Below are 17,688 nucleotides of genomic sequence, written 5' to 3'. Positions count from 1 at the left end.
TTCTTCAGTGACTGAGGTGGGAGCGGCGCCAGAGGCGCCAGAGAACGCCGTCGCGCGGACCCGCGGCGACGGAAACCAGGTAGGCGCCGCCGGCCACCAGCACGATCGCGGGGCCCGAGGGCCACTGGGCGTGGTAGGAGAGCAGCAGGCCGGCAAAGCCGGAGAAGGCGGCGATCAGCGCCGCGACGAGCGCCAGGCTCCAGACCTCGGCGGCCCAGAAGCGCGCGGCCGTGGCGGGCAGCATCATCAGGCCGACCGCCATCAGGGTGCCGAGCGCCTGGAAGCCTGCCACCAGGTTCGCGACGGTCAGCACCAGGAAGGCGCCATGCACGAGCGCGCCGCGTCCGCCGACGCTGCGCAGGAAGCCCGGGTCGAGGCACTCGACCACCAACGGGCGGTAGATCGCGGCGAGCACGACGAGGGTGACGCTGGCCACGCTCACGACGAGCAGCAGCGCCGCGTCGTCCACGGCCAGCACGCTGCCGAACAGCAGGTGCATCAGGTCGACGCTGCTGCCGTGTACCGACACCAGCAGCACCCCGAGCGCCAGCGCGATCAGGTAGAAAGCGGCGAAGCTCGCGTCCTCGCGCTGCGACGTGGCCCGCGCGACCCAGCCCGCGGCCAGCGCCACAGCCAGCGCCGCGAAGAAGCCGCCGATGCTCATCGCCGGCAGCGAGAGCCCCGCAAGCACGAAGCCGACGGCGGCACCCGGCAGCAGCGCGTGGCCCATCGCGTCGCCCACCAGGCTCATGCGGCGCAGCACCAGCAGCGTCCCCATCGGTGCGCTGCCGAGGGCGAGCGCGAGCGAAGAAACGAGTGCGCGGCGCATGAAACCGTACTCGGCGAAGGGTTCGAGGAGGAGCGCCGACAGCGTCATGCCGCTTTCCTGCAGACCGGCGCCCGTTCGTCCCAGGCCTCGGCCACCTGGCGCGCGCGCAGCAGATTGCCGGCGCTCAGCGCCTCGGGTGTCGGGCCCCAGGCGATGCAGCGACGCGCGAGCAGGAGCGTGCAGTCGAAGTGTGCGCGCACCTGATCGAGGTCGTGCAGCACCGCGACCACGGTGCGCTGCTCGGTGTGCCAGCGCCGCACCAGCGCCAGCAGGTCGGCCGTGGTGCGCGCGTCGATGGCGTTGAAGGGCTCGTCCAGCAGGATCACCGGCGCGTCCTGCAGCAGCACGCGCGCGAACAGCACGCGCTGGAACTGGCCGGCCGAGAGTTCCGAGATGCCGCGCCGCTCGAAACCCTCGAGCCCCACCGCGGCGATGGCCCGGTGCACGGCGTCGCGTTGCGCCGCATCGAGCCTGCGGAAGCTCCCGCTGCGGGCCCAGTGGCCGAGCGCGACCAGATCGAACACCCGGATCGGAAAGCTGCGGTCGATCTCGGACTGCTGGGGTAGCCAGGCGATGCGGCCCGCACAGCCGACATCGAACGTCACGTCTCCCTCGGCCGGCGGCATGCGGCCCATCATGGCCGAGAGCAGGCTGGTCTTGCCCGCGCCGTTCGGCCCGACGATCGCGGTCAGCGACCCGGCGGCGAACGTGCCCGACAGGTGGTGCACGGCGGGATGGCCGCGGTAGGCGACGGTGAGTTTGCGCAGCCGGATCGCCGCCGTGGCTGATTGCGGACTCATCGCGCAAGCGCCCAGGCGGCCGCCAGCCAGAGGAGCGCGACGATCGCCAATGCGCCAAGCACCCTTGCCCAGGCGCCGGATGTCAGCAGGCTGCTCATCGGGCCAGCGTCTGCCGGCGCATGACCGGAGCATTCGGTGCGGCGATGCGTTGTTGGCGTGTCAAGCGGTTCATGGCCACTATCTTATTGCAATTGCGAACGCAATCGCAGTAAAGCGGATGATCTGCGCCGGCCGGGCGTGCGCGAGCAGGCTGCCGCACCCGGCGCAAACGCTCAGACGGTACTCAGGCCGTCTCGGTGCCGGTCTCTTGGCGAAGCGGCAACCAGAGCGTGAAGCGCGTGCCGGCGCTGCCGGACTCCCAGGTCGCGGTACCGCCGATGGCTGCTGCGCGCTGCTGCTGGTTGCGCAGGCCGCGGCCGCTGCGCTGCAGCGCCTCGGCCACGGCGAAGCCCTCGCCGTCGTCCTCGATCACCACGCGCACGCCCTCGGCATCGGCCGCGGTGCTGAAGCGGATGGTGCTGGCCCGCGTGTGGCGCAGCACATTGGCCACGCACTCCTGCATGATGCGCAGAATGTGCAGCGCGCTGCCGGGGTTCAGCCAATGCAAAGGGGGCACGGGCTGCACTTCCCAACGCAGCGCAAGGCCGGCGCTCTCGATGCGAGGCGCCAGCCGAAAGCGCAAGGTCGCCAGCAACAGCAGCAGATCGGCATCCACGCTCTCCATCGAATCGATGGCGAGTTTCAGGTCGTCCATGCAGCCCCTGAGCACGCCGGAGATCTCGGCGCTGGTCATGGCGCCGTGCTCGACCGAGCGGATCGCGCCGATCAGCGACGAGCCGAGCCCGTCGTGCATGTCCTGCATCAGGCGCCGCCGCTCGGCCGCGAGCATCTGCTCGTTCTCGACCGCGCGCAGTCGTTGGTAGCTTTGCGCGAGCTCGGTTTCGCGCGCCTCGAGGCGTTCGGCCAAGCCTTCGTTCAAGCGCGCGATCTCGTCGAACGCACCCGTGTAGCGCCGGAACATGATGTACGAGAAGATGAAGAACAGGCCGATGATCGCGTAGGGAGAGGTGTACACGCTCTCGGGGCTGACCAGGTTGTTCTGCAGCAGCCCGTCGGAGGCGGTGAATGCGACCGCCATGCCGGCCCAGCCCGCGACCAGCCGCCCCTCGGGCAACCTGGCGCGCAGCGCCTTGCGCAGGTTCACGGCGAAGATCAGCACCGCCACCGGCAGCACAGACAGATTGAGCAGGGGCGTGAACAGGTAGAGGCTCGGCACCGCGGCCGACACGCCCGGCAGCGTCGCGACGCTGCAGGCCAGCGCCAGCGCGACCGACGCGCGCGTCAGCCAGGCCGACGGCTGATGGTGCAGGCGCTCGAGGAACAGGTGGATGAGGATGATCAGCCAGAGCAGCGAGGCGACCGTGATCCATTCGAACCATTCGTCCGATACCGGCAGGTAGTCGCCGCTCACGAAGTAGTGAAGCATGCGCGCGAAGGCCAGCGCCGAGATCGCGAAGAACAGCAGGTAGAGCGTCTCGCGCCGCCGTCCCAGCCACACCGCGAGCGCGAAGATTCCCACCGCCAGGAACGCGGCACCGCCCACGAAAGGCAGGTGCACCTGCAGCAGCTGCCGAACCTGGTAGCGCCAATTCAGCGCGGCCTGGTCGCCCACCCACACCGTCGAGAAGCCGCTGCCGCTGCTGCGCAGGCGGTCGACGCGGATCAGCACCGTCGTCGGCGCAGGCGTGTCGGCGGCCGCGTTGAGCGGCAGCAGCAGCGGGTGGTTGTAGCCGTTGTGCACGGCGCTGCCTTGCGACTGGTAGAGCAGCATGCCGTCGCCGTACACCGCGATGCGACCCAGCGTCTTCCAGCGCGGAAGGTAGAGAAGCCGTGGCTGCTGCGACGCCGAGGGGGCGAGCTCGGCCAGGTCGATGCGGTACCAGTCGGTGACGGTGTGCACGCCGCCCGCCGAGGTGGGCACCAGCTCGCGCTTCGCCGTGTGCGGCAGGTCGACCTGCTGCCATCCGTCAGTGGGAAGCCCGGCTTCCTCGGCGCGCCTCGGCGCAGCCGAATAGCCCGTGCCCGGAACGGACAGCAGCGCGGCCCGCGTGATGTGGACCGCCTCCGCGTTCTGCGCCGGCGCTGCTGCGGCCGGCAGACCGGCCAGCAGCAAGGCCAGCCCCAGCGCCGCGATCCACGGGTTCATCTGTCGGCCATCCTGGCGCCATCGACGCGGCCTTCAGCCTGCGCCTCGGACAGCGAGGCAGCTGAATGAATGTCGAGGGCGGGGGCGCTGTGCATCGGCCGAGTCTATGCGGCCGCGCCCCGCGCACTGGCTTCTTCAGCGCGTCACGAGGCCTGGCAGCTGTAGCTCTCGGCTAGGTTCAGGTCGCCGCTGCCCTTGTACTTCGGGAAGGCGGGGTGCCTGCAGAGCGGCCGTGCCTGCACCACGGCCTGGGTCGCGGGATCGAGCTTCTTCGCGACGATGCCCTGCGTCGACGGGCGGGTGCCGCTCTCGCGCCACTTCACCACGGCGTCGACCAGGTCGACGGTGTCCGGGCCCACGCCGCCCGCGCAATGCTGGACGCCGGGCTGGAGGAAGAACTCCATCGACGCATCGCGCGTCGATGCGCCGCCCACTGCCGTCGCCACGTCGTCGAAGTACTTGATCGAACCCTTGTAGCTGATCGCCCAGTCGTGCGTGCCGTGCACGAGGATCATCTTGCCGCCGCGGCCGAAGAACGAACGCAGGTCGGGCGTGGCGTCGAGCGTGGTGGCGGCCAGGCGTAGCCCCGCGGTGTAGATCTCGGGATCGAAGGCCAGCACGTCGAAGGCCGGATCGCCGGTGACCCAGTACTTCACCAGGCCGCTGCCGAACTGGAACTGCAGCCCGGTGCCGCCGATCGCGGAGCCGGTCACCCACAGTGGCCAGCCCTGGTCCTCGCCGCCGGGGCCCCAGCCCGGATAGACGCTGCTGCCGTCCGCGCGAGTGAGTTCGGAATAAATGGTCTTCGCGGTCGCGACCTGCGGATCGGTCAGGCAGGTGTCGGCGTCGCCCGCCGTGCAGCGCAGCACCGCCGGATCGAAGGTGCAGGCCAGCTGGTTGCTCACGATGCCGTCGGCCGCGCCGTCGAGCGTGTCGCATTGCGCGCGCACGGTGTCGGCGATCAGCGTGGCCTTGGCGGCGCTGATCTGGCCGCCCGGCGCCGCGAGCGCCTTGCCGTTCGCGATGAAGGCCTGGAACAGCTCGGTGAACGAGTAGGCCGGCGCGCGCACCACGATGCCGTCGAAGTCGTTCGGAAAGCGTGTGGCTTGCACCAGGGCTTCGCGCCCGCCGTTCGAACAGCCCTCGAAATAACGGAACGTGGCCTCTTTGCCATAGCGCTGGCGCACGATCTCCTTGGCGACCTCGTTGACCGAGTGGATCGACAGATAGCCGAAGTCGGCCTGCGCGGTGGGGTTGTTCAGAAAGTCCGATGCATCCAGGCCGTCGCCCTGGCGTCCGCCGTCCGAGGCGACGAGCACATAGCCGCCGGTGGCACCGCTCGGCGAATAGGGCGTGATGCTGATGCTGCCGTTCCAGCCGCCGCCGCCCGCATAAAGCAGCTTGTCGTTCCAGGCCGTGGGAAGGCGCACCTCGAAGTTGAGCGTGCCATGCAGGCTGCCCGTGACCTTGCAGTACTCCGCGGCCGTTGCGGTGGCTGCGACGAAGCTCGCTTCACGCAGTGTGGCGCCGGCGAGCGATGCGCCGGCGAAGGCCGTGCATTTCTCTTCGGCAGAAGCGACGGGCGGCGGGTTGGGCGCGGGCGGCGGCAGCGGAAAGCCGAACCCGCCGCCACCGCCACCACCCCCGCCGCAGGCCACGAGCAACACGGGAATGCAGGCCGCTGCGCAGCCCGCCATCGAGAGAGGGTTTCTCATGATTTGTCTCCTGTTTGTACTGCCACATAAACTCAGGCCGCCAAGACCATCGCCTCATCGCCTGCGCAGCGCATGCTAGGCATTCGCGCCGACAAAGAAAGTCTTTCCCATGACAAACAACGTGCAGACCCTGGCCATGTTGCGAGCGGCGGCCTGGGCGCGCGAGCTGGCGCCCGAGCAGCTCGAGCGAGTGGAGCGCGAGACGCAGGACCGCTTCTTCGCGGCCGGTGAAATCGTCTGTCACAAATGGAGCATGGCGACACACTGGATCGGCGTGGTCGACGGCATGGTCAAGGTCGACGTGCTCGCGGCCGACGGCCGCAGCACCACGCTGAGCGGCATCTCCAATGGCGGCTGGCTCGGCGAAGGCTCGGTGCTCAAGGGCGAGCTGCGCCCGTATGGCGTGGTTGCGCTGCGCGACACCCGTGTTGCGCTGATGCCGAGCCAGACCTTTCACGATCTGCGGGGCAGCAGCCTGACCTTCTGCCACTTCATGATCGACCAGCTCAACGCTCGGCTCGGCCAGTTCATCGCGTTGGCCGAGAGCAACCGCATGCACGACATTCGCTCGCGCGTGGCGAGCTGCCTGGCCGAACTCTTCAATCCGCAGCTCAACCCACGTACCGGCCTGGTGCTGCAGATTTCGCAGGAGGAGATCGGCCGGCTCGCGGGCATCTCGCGGCAGATCGCGCACCGTGCGCTGCACGAGCTCGAGGATGCCGGCCTGCTGCAGATCCGCTACGGCAGCATCGACGTGCTGGACCTCGACGGCCTGCGGCTCTGCGCGCGTGCGCATGCCGCTTGAGCGGCGCCTGCGACGGGCGCCTTGCCTGCCTGCTAGCGCTCGTAGGACGCGCCCAGCGTGGCCGAGCCGAGGCTCGACATGTGGACCATGAAGCCGACGTACGCCGCCGTGGCGTCGGCCGGCACGTCGAGCGTGTCGGTCGACAGCGCATGCAGCGTGAAGATGTAGCGGTGCGGGCCATGGCCGGGCGGCGGCGCGGCGCCGCCGTAGCCGGCCGTGCCGAAGTCGGTGCGGCCCTGCTTTGCCCCCGCGGGCAGCAGCTTGCCGTCGGCCGCGCCGGCGCCGCGCGGCAGCGAGGTGGCGGACCCAGGAATGTCGTAGACCACCCAGTGCCACCAGCCCGAACCCGTGGGCGCGTCGGGGTCGTACATCGTGAGCACGAAGCTCTTCGTGCCCGCGGGCGGGTTCTTCCACACGAGCTCGGGCGAAATGTTCTCGCCGGTCGCGCCCATCACGTTGTGGACGCACGAGAGGGGCAGGGTGCTGCCGTCGCGAAATTCGGGGCTCTCGAGTTGAAACAAGGAAGTGGACATCGATCGGTGCTCCTTCGGTCGGAAGATGTGGAAAATCGTCGGCGCGAAAGCGTAAATGCTAACGCGCTCGCCCAAGGCCACATGGCCCGATGCGGCATACTGCCACCCCCTTTGAAACCCGCCGGATACGCACTGAACAATGGACAAGGAAGTCGACCCCCAGGTACTCGCCGTCATCGATGAGATGCGGCTCTCGGGCCCACGGCTCACGCCGGTCGAGATCGTCGCCAAGATGGGCGTCTTCGACGCCCGCGACAAGCCCTTCGAGCATGCCTGGCTCGCCACCGGCGACAACGTGATCGCCACCGTCTGGGCCGAGTTCGTGAGCGTGGGCGAAGGCGGACGCTGGTTCTGCCTCGAGTCGCTCGACGTGCAGCGCCGCGCCGGCGGTGCCCCGCGCAGCGCCCAGCAGGTGCAGCGCGCCAAGGACCGCCTCGGCCTGCTCAAGCAGACGTTCGACGCGGGCCAGGGCTTTCGCGCCGTGCTGCAGACCAACCGCATCGAGATTGCCGAGTTCGAAAGCAACAAGAGCGCGAAGGTCTCCACGCGCGTGCGCGACGAGACCGAATGGCATGTCGCCACCTGGGAACCCGAGCGCCTGCTCGCCGTGCTGGTGCGCGGCGCGCCCGGCTGGGTGCCGAGCGAGGCCGAGATCGAGGCCGCGCGCGCGCGCAGCGGCGTGCCCCTGCAGAACGAGCCCGCGGCCGCCGCAGCATCGACCGCCGGCAGCCCGGCCGGCGACGTGCAGGCCGCCGCCATGGACTACGTGGTGCGCCACTTCGGCGGCTACGGCTACAAGCCCGCCGACGTGACCGCGCAGAACCTCGGCTACGGCATCGAGGTGTCGAACGGCAAGGGCGCCACGCTGCTGCGCGTGGCGGTCAAGGGCACCTCGACGGCCGTGCCGGGCTTCAAGCTCTCGCCCGAGGAACAGGCCGCCGCCGCGAACGAGCCGCTCTGGCGCCTGCTGGTCGTGTCCGATGCGGGCGGCCCGACCGCGCAGCACAAGATCTACAAGGCCTCGGAGCTGAACCAGGCGCCTGGTTTCAACCCACTGATCTAGCAAGCAGGCCATGCGATGAGAAAAGCCACCACTGCATCGTTCCGCGCGTTTCTCGTCGCAGCTTGTCTTGCAGTGGGGCTTGGCGCCCATGCGCAGGGGCCTTATGACGGCCCGCTGTTCGACACCCACCTGCACTACAACCAGGAAGCCTGGGACGGCAACACGGGCCCTTATCCGCCCACCGAGGCCTTGGCGCGCATGCAGCGCAACAAGGTGCAGGCGATCATCGCGAACTCGCGCCCCAACGCCGGCACGCAGACGCTCGCCGCATCGCGCGAGACCCGCGCCGCGGGCGTGACCGTGGTGCCTTTCGTGCGGCTTTACCGCAACCGCGAGGACTACACCAACTGGTTCCGCGACGAGACCATCTACGAGATGGTGCAGACCGAACTCGCGCGCGGCACCGCAAGCGGCCCCTACCGCGGCATCGGCGAGTTTCATCTGTACGACAGCGCCAATGCGGACGGCCCCGTCGCCAGGAAGCTGATCGCGCTTGCCGAGCGGCAGAAGCTCGCGGTGCTCGCGCACGTCGACGATGTGGCGATCGATTTGCTGATGGCCAATGCGCCGTCGAAGGGGCAGTCGCTGCGGTTGATCTGGGCCCACACCGGTATCGGCGGCACGCCGATCGAGCGGGTGCACGCGCTGTTCGAGCGCTATCCGCTGCTTGTCGGCGAACTCTCTTATCGGCCGGGGCTGACGTGTGGCGGCGGCATGCTGTGCCCCGAGTGGCGTGCGCTGCTGCTCAAGTATCCGGACCGGTTTGTGATCGGGTCCGACACCTGGGTCAACCAGCGCTGGAGTGCTTACGACGAGATCATGCGGGGGTATCGCACTTGGCTTGGAGAGTTGCCGGTGGATGTGGCGCGAAGGATTGCCTGGGGGAATGCGGCGAGGTTGTTCGACCTGCCGCGCTGAGTGGGGACCTGAACGAGATCGCGCCTGGCGCGACGCACGAAAGCGTGCGCCCGGATCGACCAGGCGTTGCCTTGGCTGCTCTTACTTCAGCGGAGACTCCGGCCCGTGCAAGGTCAGCCCACGCTGGCGGGCACAGGCGTGTTGAGCAACTGCTGCTCCCACAGGTACGCGATGCCGCTGGCGCCGGCATGCTGCGTGATCACTGTCGTCAACTCAGCAGCGCTTTCGGTCCGTGCCCAGTCGCGCTGCCATTCGGCGGTCACCGCGAGCCAGGTCAGCATGTTCGCGCCCGCTGCGAGCATCCGTTGGATGGCAACCTGATGCGCCTCGATGGACATCCCGCCGGACGCATCGGTCACGACGGTGACATCCCAGCCTTCGCCCAGCGCGTGGATGGCAGGCATCGCGACGCAGACTTCGGTCCACAGCCCCGCGATGATGAGTTGCTTGCGACCCGTTGCCTTGACGGCGTCCACAGTTTTCTTGTCCTGCCAAGTGTTGATGAATGTTCGGTCGATGACCTCCTGCTCGGGGAAGACGTCCGTGATCTGCGGGAACAGGCGCCCGCCGCGTTCCGCAATCACGCTCGTCAGAATGGTCGGAACGCCGAAGGCCTTGGCAGCCTTTGCCAGCCCCACGGTGTTGTTGATGACCATCTGCGGGTCGTGACTGTTCAGGTTGGCAAGTTGGTAGGCCTGGTGATCGATCAGAAGAAGGACCGAATCTTCAGGGCGGAGAAGGGAAGAGAGGCCGTTGCGAGGGTTCATGTTGATTCCTTGTTGCCGCATTGAGCGGCGGGGGTTTCCGGCGGTCGATGCGCTCGGGGCGATGTCGCCAGCGATGAGTATTCCGTTCCCCTTGATCGAGCGGTAGTACCATCTTTAGGCGATCTGTGTCGCACTTCAAGGAACGCCAGGATGGACATCGAGGACTTGCGCACATTCGTCGAGGTGGCCCAGGCGGGCGGGGTTTCGGCGGCAGCCGTTCGGCTCGGCATCTCCAAGTCGATGGTGAGCCGGCGACTGGTCCGCTTGGAAGGAGAACTCGGCGTTCAACTGTTGTCGCGCTCCACGCGCGGAGCCGCACTCACCGAGGCCGGCGCCATGTTCCGGGAGCACGCGGCCAGGGTATGTACCGAAATCGACGTGGCGAAAGAGACGATCCTGCCTGAAGGCGACCTCCGCGGCCGCTTGAGGATCGCAGTGCCGCTGTCCTTCGGGCCCACCCACTTCGCACCCATGCTCGCCGAGATGGCGCGGCGACATCCTCAACTGCAAATGCAGACGTCCTACAGCGATCGTTTCGTGGACCTCATCGCGGAGGGCTTCGACTGCGCGATACGGGTGGGCTACCTGGAGGATTCCAACCTTATCGCGCGGCGCGTCGGCCCGGTCTACGGAAAGTTGGTCGCGAGTCCGGGTTATGTCAGCGCACACGGGGCGCCGGAAACGCCAGAAGAATTGGTGGCCCACGAAGCCCTGATGCAGGGAACCGAGGCCTGGAGGTTGATGGATGGCGACCGGATCCTCACCGTGCGACCGCAGGGCCGATTCAAGGCCGACAACGGCATCGCACTGGTTGCTGCGGCGGTCGCAGGGCTCGGCATCGCGTATGTGCCCGATTGGCTCACGGACGAGCATGTGGTCGCCGGCGCACTGGTCCCCGTCATGACCCGGTATCCACCGCCGCCGGCCGGCGCCTTCGTCGTCCGGCCACCGGGCCAGCACCCCGCCCGGAAGATACGTGTGCTGACCGAGCTCCTGATCGAGTACTGCGATCCGCCTGGCAAATCAGGCTGGACTGCGGACGCTTGAACGGTGTCTCGGGGCGTGTTGCAGGGCTGGGCTCTGCCCAGAAGATGCGGGCGGCCTGTCAGCGAAACACCGGGACGTTCCCCGTGGGTGTTCGCCGATTTCCCGCCGCAACCATCTGCTCGCGCAGTGCCTCGATGCGACGCTCGCCGGCTTCGAGCGCCTGCGCGGAGGTGTGTACCGAATAGCTGCCCAAATGCAGTTCATGCGGGTGCGGGATGGCAGATGCCAGCACGAACACCGCATCGCCACCCATGCCGGCCTGCACGGTGATCGGTTCCACCGCGTCCTCGAAGACCACCATATCGCCCGTGCGCACGGATGTGCCGGCCTCCAGGGTTCCGCGCGCCACCGCCAGCCAGCCGACCGAATGACCCGCGGGCGGCTGGTAAGTCCAAGATCCGCCGGCCTCGAGGGTCACGAGCAGGTAGTTGATGCCCACGGGCGCAGGCGTCGGGCTGCGCACGCCCGCATGCTCTCCGAGGATGACGCGGGCAGGGCCTGCCGAGGGGATGCTCTGCGGCTCAAGATAGCGGCTTTCCGGCGACCCGTTCTCCAGCGCCGGCGGCAATGCGAGCCACAGCTGGAAGCCCTGCACCAGCGGCACGTCGTCCGGCGTGAGTTCCTTGCCGTGCCAGACGCCGCTGCCCGCGCGCAACCATTCGACGCCCCCGTACGACAGCATGCCAGTGCCAGACGAGGGGTCGTCGAACTTCATCCGGCCTTCGGTGAGCACCGTCACAGTGGCGATCCCCGAATGCGGATGAATCGACATGCCGGCCCCGGCGCGCATGGCGTCGAGCAGCGGGCGCTCCATGTTGAAAAGGTCCAGAAACACAAACGGCTTCAAACTCTCGCCGAGGTCGGACGGGCTCATCAGGCGAGTGATCCCGCCGTGGCCTTGTCCGCGGGTGCGGTAGACGATGCGCCTGTTCTGGGTTGCTTGCATGATTTCGCTCCTTGTGTGGTGCAAATCTAAGGTTGCGAAGCGTGCCGCACTAGCCCTGCAACCCGGACATCAGTGTCGCGAAAGGCGGAACATCAGGCCACCTCACCCGCACCGCAGCGCAAACCGCCGGTCATGCGCGCGCCTGCGCTCATCCTTCAATTGGTCCTGCCTGAACGCGGACAACGGCTGGCGTGCCGCGGCATCGATCGCTTCAATCAATGCTTTTAGCTGCGCGCACTCCGAGCTCGTCGATCTGTCGACGTTCGCCGCCACGCGTCGCTCGTGCTCGACCACGGCATGCGCTCTGGCGCGGTTGTCCCGCATCGAAGCGAGCCTGGCTTCGTCTGACATTCCATCGGCAAGGTTGAGATCGGGATTCACCGCGACTTCGGTGGCCCTTGTGCCTGCGGGGCAGGGGCCGTCGGAGTAGGTGATGGCGCCCGCGGCCGAGATGCACTTGGCGAAGCGCTGGGTGCGCGGCGGCGCCTCGGCCTCCGGCCGCCTGCGCGCATCCTGCCGCGGTGCCGGTGCAATCACGGGTGGGGCTGCAGCGGGTGCAACCTGCCGGACCGCCGCATCGCGCACCTGACGCGCAACCGGCCACAGGCTGAAGCCCGCATAGAGCAGCGCAGCCGCCGCGACAACACCGACCAATAACCAGACGGCGCCGGTCGATCGCGAGGGCCGAAGCGACCGCTCCCAAGCCGCCGTCGAAGCCCTGCTGTGATCCAGCGAGGGATCGCGGGAATCGTCCTGCCGCATGCCTGGGGTTCTCCGTGTCTGGCGCTTCGCGGGTCTGCGCAGCGCGCCCGGAGGATACCCGCAAGAAGCCGGCGCTTCTTGCGTGTTTCTATCTACCCCCGCCGCTCGATCATCTTCCACCCATTCCCCGACGGATCGCGAAACCCCGCATCCACCGTGCCGTAGCGCTCGATCGGTTCCTGCGTGAACTCGACCCCACGGCCCAGCAGCCGGTCGTAGGCGGCGCGGCAGTCGTCCACGGCCAGCACGAGCGGCGGCATCGCGCCCTTGGCCACGCTCTCGTGCAGCGTTTTTGCGGTGGCCTCGTCATGCACCGGCGGGCCGGGCACGAAAAGGCCGAGCTGAAACGCGGGCTGCTCGGGGTGCTGCACCGTGAGCCAGCGATAGCTGCCGTTGCCCACGTCGGTGTGGACGCGAAAACCGAGCTTGTCGACATAGAACGCGAGCGCCTCGTCCTGGTCGCGCACGTACACGCCGGCCACCTCGATGCCGTTCTGGCTCATGGAATCTCCTTGTGTTGATGAACGGATCCGGTTGTACCGTCCATCTCCCGGCGCCGCTTCTCCAAAACTGCGGTTCGCAAGTCCGGCCGCTCGGCGGCATGGACGATGCAGGCCGGCATGCGCCCGAGCGCCTCGGGCCGCAGCGTGCCGGCGCGCGCGCGGACCTCGCTGGGGCTTTCGCCGGTGATGTCGCGGAAGATGCGGCCGAAGGTGCCGAGGCTCGCCCAGCCGGTGGCGAACGCGATGTCGGTGATCGGGTCATCGGTCTCGCACAGCAGCGCCACCGCGCGCTCGATGCGGCGCGTCAGCAGGTAGCGGTGCGGCGGAATGCCGAAGGCCTGCTTGAACGACCGCGCGAAGTGCGCCTCGGACACGCCGCTCACTTGCGCGAGCCGTGCCACGGGCCAGGCCTCGTGCGATGCGGCGTCGATGCGGTCCTTGGCGCGCAGCAGCCGGCGCAGCAAGGCGGGGTCGGGGCGCGTGGCTTCTTCTTCTTTCATGCGAGGCGATGCTACTTATGGGTCCATCGACTAAGGGTAAACGCTCATTTGCATACGCATGCAAGACCGTGACATTGCATGCGTATGCAAGATCCCCACCCTGGAGCAACCACCGAATGATCAGACATCTGAAGCGCGGCAAGGACGTGCAAGTGCGTGCCGACGACGACGCCAAGGTCCGCGCGACCGTCGAGGGCATCGTCAAGGCGATCGAGGCGCGCGGCGACGCGGCCGTGCGCGAGTACAGCCGCCAGTTCGACAATTGGGACCCGGCCGATTTCCGGCTGGGTGCCGACGCGATCGAGAAGGCGCGCAAGAGCCTCTCGGCGCGCGAGATCGAGGACATCGCCTTCGCGCAGGCGCAGGTGCGCAACTTCGCGCAGATCCAGCGCGACTCGATGAAGGACGTCGAGGTCGAGACCTACCCCGGCGTGGTCCTGGGCCACCGCCACATCCCGATGGATGCGGTGGGCTGCTACATCCCCGGCGGCAAATACCCGCTGCTGGCCTCGGCCCACATGAGCGTGCTGACCGCGAAGGTCGCGGGCGTGAAGCGCATCGTGGCCACGGCGCCGCCGTTCCAGGGCGCGGCGCATCCGGCGATCGTCACGGCAATGGCCATGGCCGGCGCCGACGAGATCCTCGTGCTCGGCGGCGTGCAGGCGGTGGTGGCGATGGCTGTCGGCACCGAGAGCATCGCGCCGGTCGACATGCTGGTGGGCCCCGGCAACATGTACGTGGCCGAGGCCAAGCGCCAGCTCTATGGCCGCGTGGGCATCGACCTGTTCGCCGGCCCGACCGAAACGCTCGTGATCGCCGACGACTCGGCCGACGGCGAGATGTGCGCGGTCGACCTGCTGGGCCAGGCCGAGCACGGCCCGACCTCGCCGGCGATCTTGCTGACCACCAGCGAGAAGCTGGCGCACGACACCATGGCCGAGATCGAGCGCCAGCTCACGGTGCTGCCGACCGCGGCCATCGCCTCGGTGAGCTGGGCCGAGTACGGCGAGGTCATCGTGTGCGACACGCAGGAAGAAATGCTCGCCAAGGCCAACGAGCTGGCCTTCGAGCATGTGCAGGTGCTCACGCGCGACCCCGACTACTTTCTCGAGCGCATGACCAACTACGGCGCGCTGTTCCTGGGCCCGCGCACCAACGTGAGCTTCGGCGACAAGGTCATCGGCACCAACCACACGCTGCCCACCAACCGCAACGCGCGCTACACGGGCGGGCTGTGGGTCGGCAAGTTCCTGAAGACCTGCACCTTCCAGAAGGTGCTGACCGACGAAGCCAGCGCAACGATGGGCGAGTACTGCTCGCGCCTGTGCCACATGGAGAACTTCGCAGGCCACGGCGAGCAGGCCAACCTGCGCGTGCGCCGCTACGGCACGCGCGCCGAGGTGCCTTGGTACGAGCCGGTGCCGGCGCTGGCGCCATGAGCGTTCTGCCGCCTTCGCCGAGCTTTCGCGTCGATGGCCAGCGCGCGCTGGTGACCGGCGCGGGCCGCGGCATCGGCCTGGCCGCGGCAGCGGCGCTCGCACGCGCCGGTGCCCACGTCACGCTCGCTGCGCGCTCCGAGGCGCAGCTGCGCGAGGCTTGCGAACTGATCCGCGCCGAGGGCGGCGCCTGCGAGCACCTCGTGCTCGACGTGACCGACTCGGCCGCGGTAACCCGCGCGCTCGGCGCGGCGGCGCCGTTCCAGATCCTCGTGAACAACGCGGGCCTGAACCGACCCAAGCCGCTGGTCGAGGTGGAGGACGAGGACATCGACGCGGTGTTCGACTTGAACGTGAAGGCCACGCTGTACGTCACGCGCACCGTGGCGCGCATGCTCGTCGAGGCGACGCTGCCGGGCTCGATCATCACTGTGTCGTCGCAGATGGGCGTGGTCGGCAGCCCGCGCCGCACGCTCTACTGCGCGAGCAAGCATGCGGTCGAGGGCATGACCAAGGCGCTGGCCTGGGAGCTCGGCCCCGCGGGCATCCGCGTCAACACGGTCTGCCCGACCTTCATCGAGACCGCGATGACGGCCGGCATGTTCGCCGACGCGGGCTTTCGCAGCTGGGTCACCGAGCGCATTGCGCTCGGGCGCCTGGGCCGCACCGAAGAGATCATGGGCGCCATCGTGTTCCTCGCGAGCGAGGCCTCGAGCCTCGTCACGGGCAGCGCGCTGATGCTCGACGGCGGATGGAGCGCCGCATGAAACCCAAGGCCACCGCGCAAGATGTCGCGACGCTCGCCAAGGTGTCGCAGTCGGCCGTGAGCCGCACCTTCACGCCCGGTGCGAGCGTGTCCGACGAAACGCGCGAGCGCGTGATGATCGCGGCCAAGACGCTCGGCTACCGCCCCAACGCGATGGCGCGCAGCCTGATCACGCGCCGCAGCCGCATCATCGCGCTGGTGATGGGCTACCTGGAGAACCAGTTCTATCCGCTGGTGATCGAGAAGCTCTCGCAGAAGCTGCAGAAGCAGGGCTACCACGTGCTGATGTTCATCAGCGACGGCGACGAGACCGACGGCGTGCTCGACGAGATCCTGCAGTACCAGATCGACGGCATCGTCATCGCCTCGGCCATGCTCTCGCCCGCGCTCGCGCGCCAGTGCGCCGACACGGGCGTGCCGGTGGTGCTGTTCAACCGCGTGCCCGACACCAGCGCCTTCGCGCGCCACACCACCAGCGCGGTCACTTCCGACAATGTCGAGGGCGGGCGCATGGTGGCCAGGCTGCTGCTCGAACGCGGCCACAAGCGCATCGCGTTCCTCGCGGGCCTCGAGAAGTCGTCCACCAACCACGAGCGCGAGCGCGGCTTTCGCGAAGTGCTCGCCGCTGCCGGCATGCCCCTGTTCCGCCGCGAGGTGGGCCACTACGACTTCGTGCAGGCGGGCGCCGCCGCGCGCGCGATGTTCGCCAACCTGCCCGCCGCGCGTCGGCCCGATGCGGTGTTCGTCGCCAACGACCACATGGCGATCGCCGTGATGGACGTGCTGCGCCAGGAGCTGGGCCTGCGCGTGCCCGAAGACGTGAGCGTGGTCGGCTTCGACGACGTGCCCCAGGCCGCATGGGGCGCCTACCGCCTCACGACCGCGGTGCAGGCCGTCGAGCCGATGGTCGATGCCACGGTCGAGCTGCTGCACGAACAGATGCACGACGACGCGCAGCCGCGCAACGTCGTCGTTCCCTGTGCCCTCATCGAACGCGACTCGGTGCGCGCCGTTGCCGCGCGGCGCCGCAAGGGCGCTTCATCGCCTTCCGCCTGAGCGGACCTCTTCTTCCACCCACAGAAAAAACCTGGAGACACACACACCATGCAATTCCGATTCCGTCCGCTGATCGTCGCGGCACTCGCGCTCGGCGCCCTGGCCGGCAACGGCCACGCCCAGTCGACGGCCTGGCCCACCAAGCCGGTCAAGTACATCGTTCCCTTCTCCACGGGCGGCGTGTCCGACGGCGTCGCGCGGCTGATCGCGCAGCACCTCGGCGAGCGCCTCGGCCAGCCGGTGGTGGTCGAGAACCGTCCTGGCGTCTCGGGCATCGTCGGCACGCAGGCCACCGCGCGCGCGCCGGCCGACGGCTACACCGTGATGGGCGGCACCATCACCACGCACGCGGTGAACCCCTTCTTCAACAAGAACCTGGGCTACGACCCGGTGAAGGACTTCGTGCCGGTCAACATGATCGGCACGGTCAGCAACGTGCTCGTGGTGCCCTCCGAGAGCCGCTTCAATTCGGTGGCCCAGGTGATCGCCGAGCTCAAGGCCAAGCCCGAGAGTCTGACCTACGGCACGGCCGGCGCGGGCACCTCGCAGCACCTCTCGGGCCAGCTGTTCGAGAACATCACCGAGACCCGCATGCGCCAGATCATGTACAAGGGCGGCTCGCAGGCGATGGTCGACCTGGTGGGCGGCCAGATCGACATGGTGTTCGAGACCGTCGCGGCGGCGCGCCCGATGATCGATGCCAAGCGCGTGAAGGTGCTCGGCATCACCTCGGCCAAGCGCCAGGCGAGCATGCCCGACGTGCCGACGCTCGCCGAGGCGGGCGTGGCCGATTTCGAGATGCAGTCGTGGCAGGGCGTGTTCGCACCGGCCGGCACGCCCAAGCCGATCGTCGAGCGCCTGTCGCGCGAACTCGCGGCCGTGGTCGCCATGCCCGAGGTGCAGGCGCGGCTGCGCGGCCTCGGCGTCGAGGCCGACGGGCGCACCTCCGATGCCTTCGCATCCTTCCAGCGTGCCGAGATCGCCAAGTGGGGCAAGGTGATCAAGGACGCGAACATCCAGGCCGAATGAACGAGGA

General features: G+C 68.4%; 18 protein-coding genes. 8 read left to right on the top strand and 10 right to left on the bottom strand.

Annotated features, from left to right (window positions below):
- Positions 1-4 precede the first annotated feature (4 nt).
- From AC3A6G_RS14505 to AC3A6G_RS14490, 4 genes are all read right to left on the bottom strand, one after another.
- Positions 5-877 carry a metal ABC transporter permease gene (locus tag AC3A6G_RS14505; protein WP_487860211.1) on the bottom strand — a complete coding sequence of 291 codons (873 nt, stop codon included), beginning with the start codon at positions 875-877 and terminating at the stop codon, positions 5-7.
- Positions 874-1,629, bottom strand: a complete 756-nt coding sequence (gene aztA / locus AC3A6G_RS14500; RefSeq protein ID WP_487860212.1) for a zinc ABC transporter ATP-binding protein AztA — start codon at positions 1,627-1,629, stop codon at positions 874-876. The genes AC3A6G_RS14505 and aztA overlap by 4 nt, the downstream gene beginning before the upstream one ends.
- Before the next feature lie 283 nt (positions 1,630-1,912).
- Positions 1,913-3,835, bottom strand: a complete 1,923-nt coding sequence (locus tag AC3A6G_RS14495) for a sensor histidine kinase (RefSeq protein ID WP_487860213.1) — start codon at positions 3,833-3,835, stop codon at positions 1,913-1,915.
- Between the two features lie 143 nt (positions 3,836-3,978).
- Entirely contained in the window at positions 3,979-5,550 is a 1,572-nt protein-coding gene (locus AC3A6G_RS14490) for a tannase/feruloyl esterase family alpha/beta hydrolase (RefSeq protein ID WP_487860214.1), read from the bottom strand.
- 109 nt (positions 5,551-5,659) lie between these two features.
- Between AC3A6G_RS14490 and AC3A6G_RS14485 the strand changes: the two genes are divergently transcribed.
- Positions 5,660-6,355: a Crp/Fnr family transcriptional regulator gene (locus tag AC3A6G_RS14485; RefSeq protein WP_487860215.1), complete on the top strand. Its 696-nt coding sequence runs from the start codon at positions 5,660-5,662 to the stop codon at positions 6,353-6,355.
- Positions 6,356-6,387: 32 nt separating this feature from the next.
- Here AC3A6G_RS14485 and AC3A6G_RS14480 read toward each other — a convergent pair whose 3' ends face one another.
- Complete coding sequence (locus AC3A6G_RS14480; RefSeq protein WP_487860216.1) at positions 6,388-6,888, bottom strand: YbhB/YbcL family Raf kinase inhibitor-like protein; 501 nt, start codon at positions 6,886-6,888, stop codon at positions 6,388-6,390.
- A 139-nt stretch (positions 6,889-7,027) separates the two neighbouring features.
- Between AC3A6G_RS14480 and AC3A6G_RS14475 the strand changes: the two genes are divergently transcribed.
- Positions 7,028-7,951 (top strand): protein NO VEIN domain-containing protein, encoded by a 924-nt coding sequence (locus tag AC3A6G_RS14475; RefSeq protein ID WP_487860217.1) that lies wholly within the window; start codon positions 7,028-7,030, stop codon positions 7,949-7,951.
- 15 nt (positions 7,952-7,966) lie between these two features.
- Positions 7,967-8,869: an amidohydrolase family protein gene (locus tag AC3A6G_RS14470; RefSeq protein ID WP_487873930.1), complete on the top strand. Its 903-nt coding sequence runs from the start codon at positions 7,967-7,969 to the stop codon at positions 8,867-8,869.
- Positions 8,870-8,982: 113 nt separating this feature from the next.
- Here the strand turns inward: AC3A6G_RS14470 and AC3A6G_RS14465 are convergent, their stop codons facing one another.
- Complete coding sequence (locus tag AC3A6G_RS14465) at positions 8,983-9,636, bottom strand: hydrolase (protein WP_487860219.1); 654 nt, start codon at positions 9,634-9,636, stop codon at positions 8,983-8,985.
- A 150-nt stretch (positions 9,637-9,786) separates the two neighbouring features.
- Here AC3A6G_RS14465 and AC3A6G_RS14460 point away from each other — a divergent pair, with 150 nt between their 5' ends.
- Positions 9,787-10,683 (top strand): LysR family transcriptional regulator, encoded by an 897-nt coding sequence (locus tag AC3A6G_RS14460; protein ID WP_487860220.1) that lies wholly within the window; start codon positions 9,787-9,789, stop codon positions 10,681-10,683.
- Positions 10,684-10,741: 58 nt separating this feature from the next.
- On the opposite strand, the gene AC3A6G_RS14455 is transcribed toward AC3A6G_RS14460, so the two are convergent.
- The 4 genes from AC3A6G_RS14455 to AC3A6G_RS14440 form a co-directional block, all read right to left on the bottom strand.
- Positions 10,742-11,629 carry a pirin family protein gene (locus AC3A6G_RS14455; protein WP_487860221.1) on the bottom strand — a complete coding sequence of 296 codons (888 nt, stop codon included), beginning with the start codon at positions 11,627-11,629 and terminating at the stop codon, positions 10,742-10,744.
- Between the two features lie 102 nt (positions 11,630-11,731).
- On the bottom strand, positions 11,732-12,391 hold the full coding sequence (locus AC3A6G_RS14450; RefSeq protein WP_487860222.1) for a hypothetical protein: 660 nt from the start codon (positions 12,389-12,391) through the stop codon (positions 11,732-11,734).
- A gap of 92 nt (positions 12,392-12,483) precedes the next feature.
- Positions 12,484-12,894: a VOC family protein gene (locus AC3A6G_RS14445; RefSeq protein ID WP_487860223.1), complete on the bottom strand. Its 411-nt coding sequence runs from the start codon at positions 12,892-12,894 to the stop codon at positions 12,484-12,486.
- Complete coding sequence (locus AC3A6G_RS14440) at positions 12,891-13,394, bottom strand: helix-turn-helix transcriptional regulator (RefSeq protein ID WP_487860224.1); 504 nt, start codon at positions 13,392-13,394, stop codon at positions 12,891-12,893. The genes AC3A6G_RS14445 and AC3A6G_RS14440 overlap by 4 nt, the downstream gene beginning before the upstream one ends.
- Positions 13,395-13,510: 116 nt before the next feature.
- Here AC3A6G_RS14440 and hisD point away from each other — a divergent pair, with 116 nt between their 5' ends.
- From hisD to AC3A6G_RS14420, 4 genes are read left to right on the top strand one after another with little or no spacing between them, the layout of a single operon-like run.
- The gene (gene hisD, locus AC3A6G_RS14435) at positions 13,511-14,833 is read left to right on the top strand and encodes a histidinol dehydrogenase (protein ID WP_487860225.1); all 1,323 of its coding nucleotides are present in this window, start codon (positions 13,511-13,513) and stop codon (positions 14,831-14,833) included.
- The gene (locus AC3A6G_RS14430) at positions 14,830-15,597 is read left to right on the top strand and encodes an SDR family NAD(P)-dependent oxidoreductase (RefSeq protein ID WP_487860226.1); all 768 of its coding nucleotides are present in this window, start codon (positions 14,830-14,832) and stop codon (positions 15,595-15,597) included. The genes hisD and AC3A6G_RS14430 overlap by 4 nt, the downstream gene beginning before the upstream one ends.
- Positions 15,594-16,652 carry a LacI family DNA-binding transcriptional regulator gene (locus AC3A6G_RS14425; RefSeq protein ID WP_487860227.1) on the top strand — a complete coding sequence of 353 codons (1,059 nt, stop codon included), beginning with the start codon at positions 15,594-15,596 and terminating at the stop codon, positions 16,650-16,652. Before AC3A6G_RS14430 ends, AC3A6G_RS14425 begins: the two co-directional genes overlap by 4 nt.
- A gap of 48 nt (positions 16,653-16,700) precedes the next feature.
- Positions 16,701-17,681 (top strand): Bug family tripartite tricarboxylate transporter substrate binding protein, encoded by a 981-nt coding sequence (locus AC3A6G_RS14420; RefSeq protein WP_487860228.1) that lies wholly within the window; start codon positions 16,701-16,703, stop codon positions 17,679-17,681.
- Positions 17,682-17,688: the final 7 nt, after the last annotated feature.

The sequence above is a fragment of the Variovorax sp. Soil_C_26 genome (assembly GCF_057657075.1).
The sequence above is the reverse complement of the archived record's forward strand: the minus strand, read 5'-3'. Positions and strand labels throughout refer to the sequence as shown.

Bases quoted from the DNA above. Each gene is read 5' to 3' on its own strand.
- AC3A6G_RS14450 (WP_487860222.1), bottom strand. From the start codon at position 12,391: ATGCGGCAGGACGATTCCCGCGATCCCTCGCTGGATCACAGCAGGGCT.
- AC3A6G_RS14445 (WP_487860223.1), bottom strand. From the start codon at position 12,894: ATGAGCCAGAACGGCATCGAGGTGGCCGGCGTGTACGTGCGCGACCAG.
- AC3A6G_RS14475 (WP_487860217.1), top strand. From the start codon at position 7,028: ATGGACAAGGAAGTCGACCCCCAGGTACTCGCCGTCATCGATGAGATG.
- AC3A6G_RS14490 (WP_487860214.1), bottom strand. From the start codon at position 5,550: ATGAGAAACCCTCTCTCGATGGCGGGCTGCGCAGCGGCCTGCATTCCC.
- AC3A6G_RS14460 (WP_487860220.1), top strand. From the start codon at position 9,787: ATGGACATCGAGGACTTGCGCACATTCGTCGAGGTGGCCCAGGCGGGC.
- AC3A6G_RS14425 (WP_487860227.1), top strand. From the start codon at position 15,594: ATGAAACCCAAGGCCACCGCGCAAGATGTCGCGACGCTCGCCAAGGTG.
- AC3A6G_RS14420 (WP_487860228.1), top strand. From the start codon at position 16,701: ATGCAATTCCGATTCCGTCCGCTGATCGTCGCGGCACTCGCGCTCGGC.
- AC3A6G_RS14485 (WP_487860215.1), top strand. From the start codon at position 5,660: ATGACAAACAACGTGCAGACCCTGGCCATGTTGCGAGCGGCGGCCTGG.
- AC3A6G_RS14470 (WP_487873930.1), top strand. From the start codon at position 7,967: ATGAGAAAAGCCACCACTGCATCGTTCCGCGCGTTTCTCGTCGCAGCT.
- AC3A6G_RS14440 (WP_487860224.1), bottom strand. From the start codon at position 13,394: ATGAAAGAAGAAGAAGCCACGCGCCCCGACCCCGCCTTGCTGCGCCGG.
- AC3A6G_RS14505 (WP_487860211.1), bottom strand. From the start codon at position 877: ATGACGCTGTCGGCGCTCCTCCTCGAACCCTTCGCCGAGTACGGTTTC.
- AC3A6G_RS14430 (WP_487860226.1), top strand. From the start codon at position 14,830: ATGAGCGTTCTGCCGCCTTCGCCGAGCTTTCGCGTCGATGGCCAGCGC.
- hisD (WP_487860225.1), top strand. From the start codon at position 13,511: ATGATCAGACATCTGAAGCGCGGCAAGGACGTGCAAGTGCGTGCCGAC.
- AC3A6G_RS14455 (WP_487860221.1), bottom strand. From the start codon at position 11,629: ATGCAAGCAACCCAGAACAGGCGCATCGTCTACCGCACCCGCGGACAA.
- AC3A6G_RS14495 (WP_487860213.1), bottom strand. From the start codon at position 3,835: ATGAACCCGTGGATCGCGGCGCTGGGGCTGGCCTTGCTGCTGGCCGGT.
- AC3A6G_RS14480 (WP_487860216.1), bottom strand. From the start codon at position 6,888: ATGTCCACTTCCTTGTTTCAACTCGAGAGCCCCGAATTTCGCGACGGC.
- aztA (WP_487860212.1), bottom strand. From the start codon at position 1,629: ATGAGTCCGCAATCAGCCACGGCGGCGATCCGGCTGCGCAAACTCACC.
- AC3A6G_RS14465 (WP_487860219.1), bottom strand. From the start codon at position 9,636: ATGAACCCTCGCAACGGCCTCTCTTCCCTTCTCCGCCCTGAAGATTCG.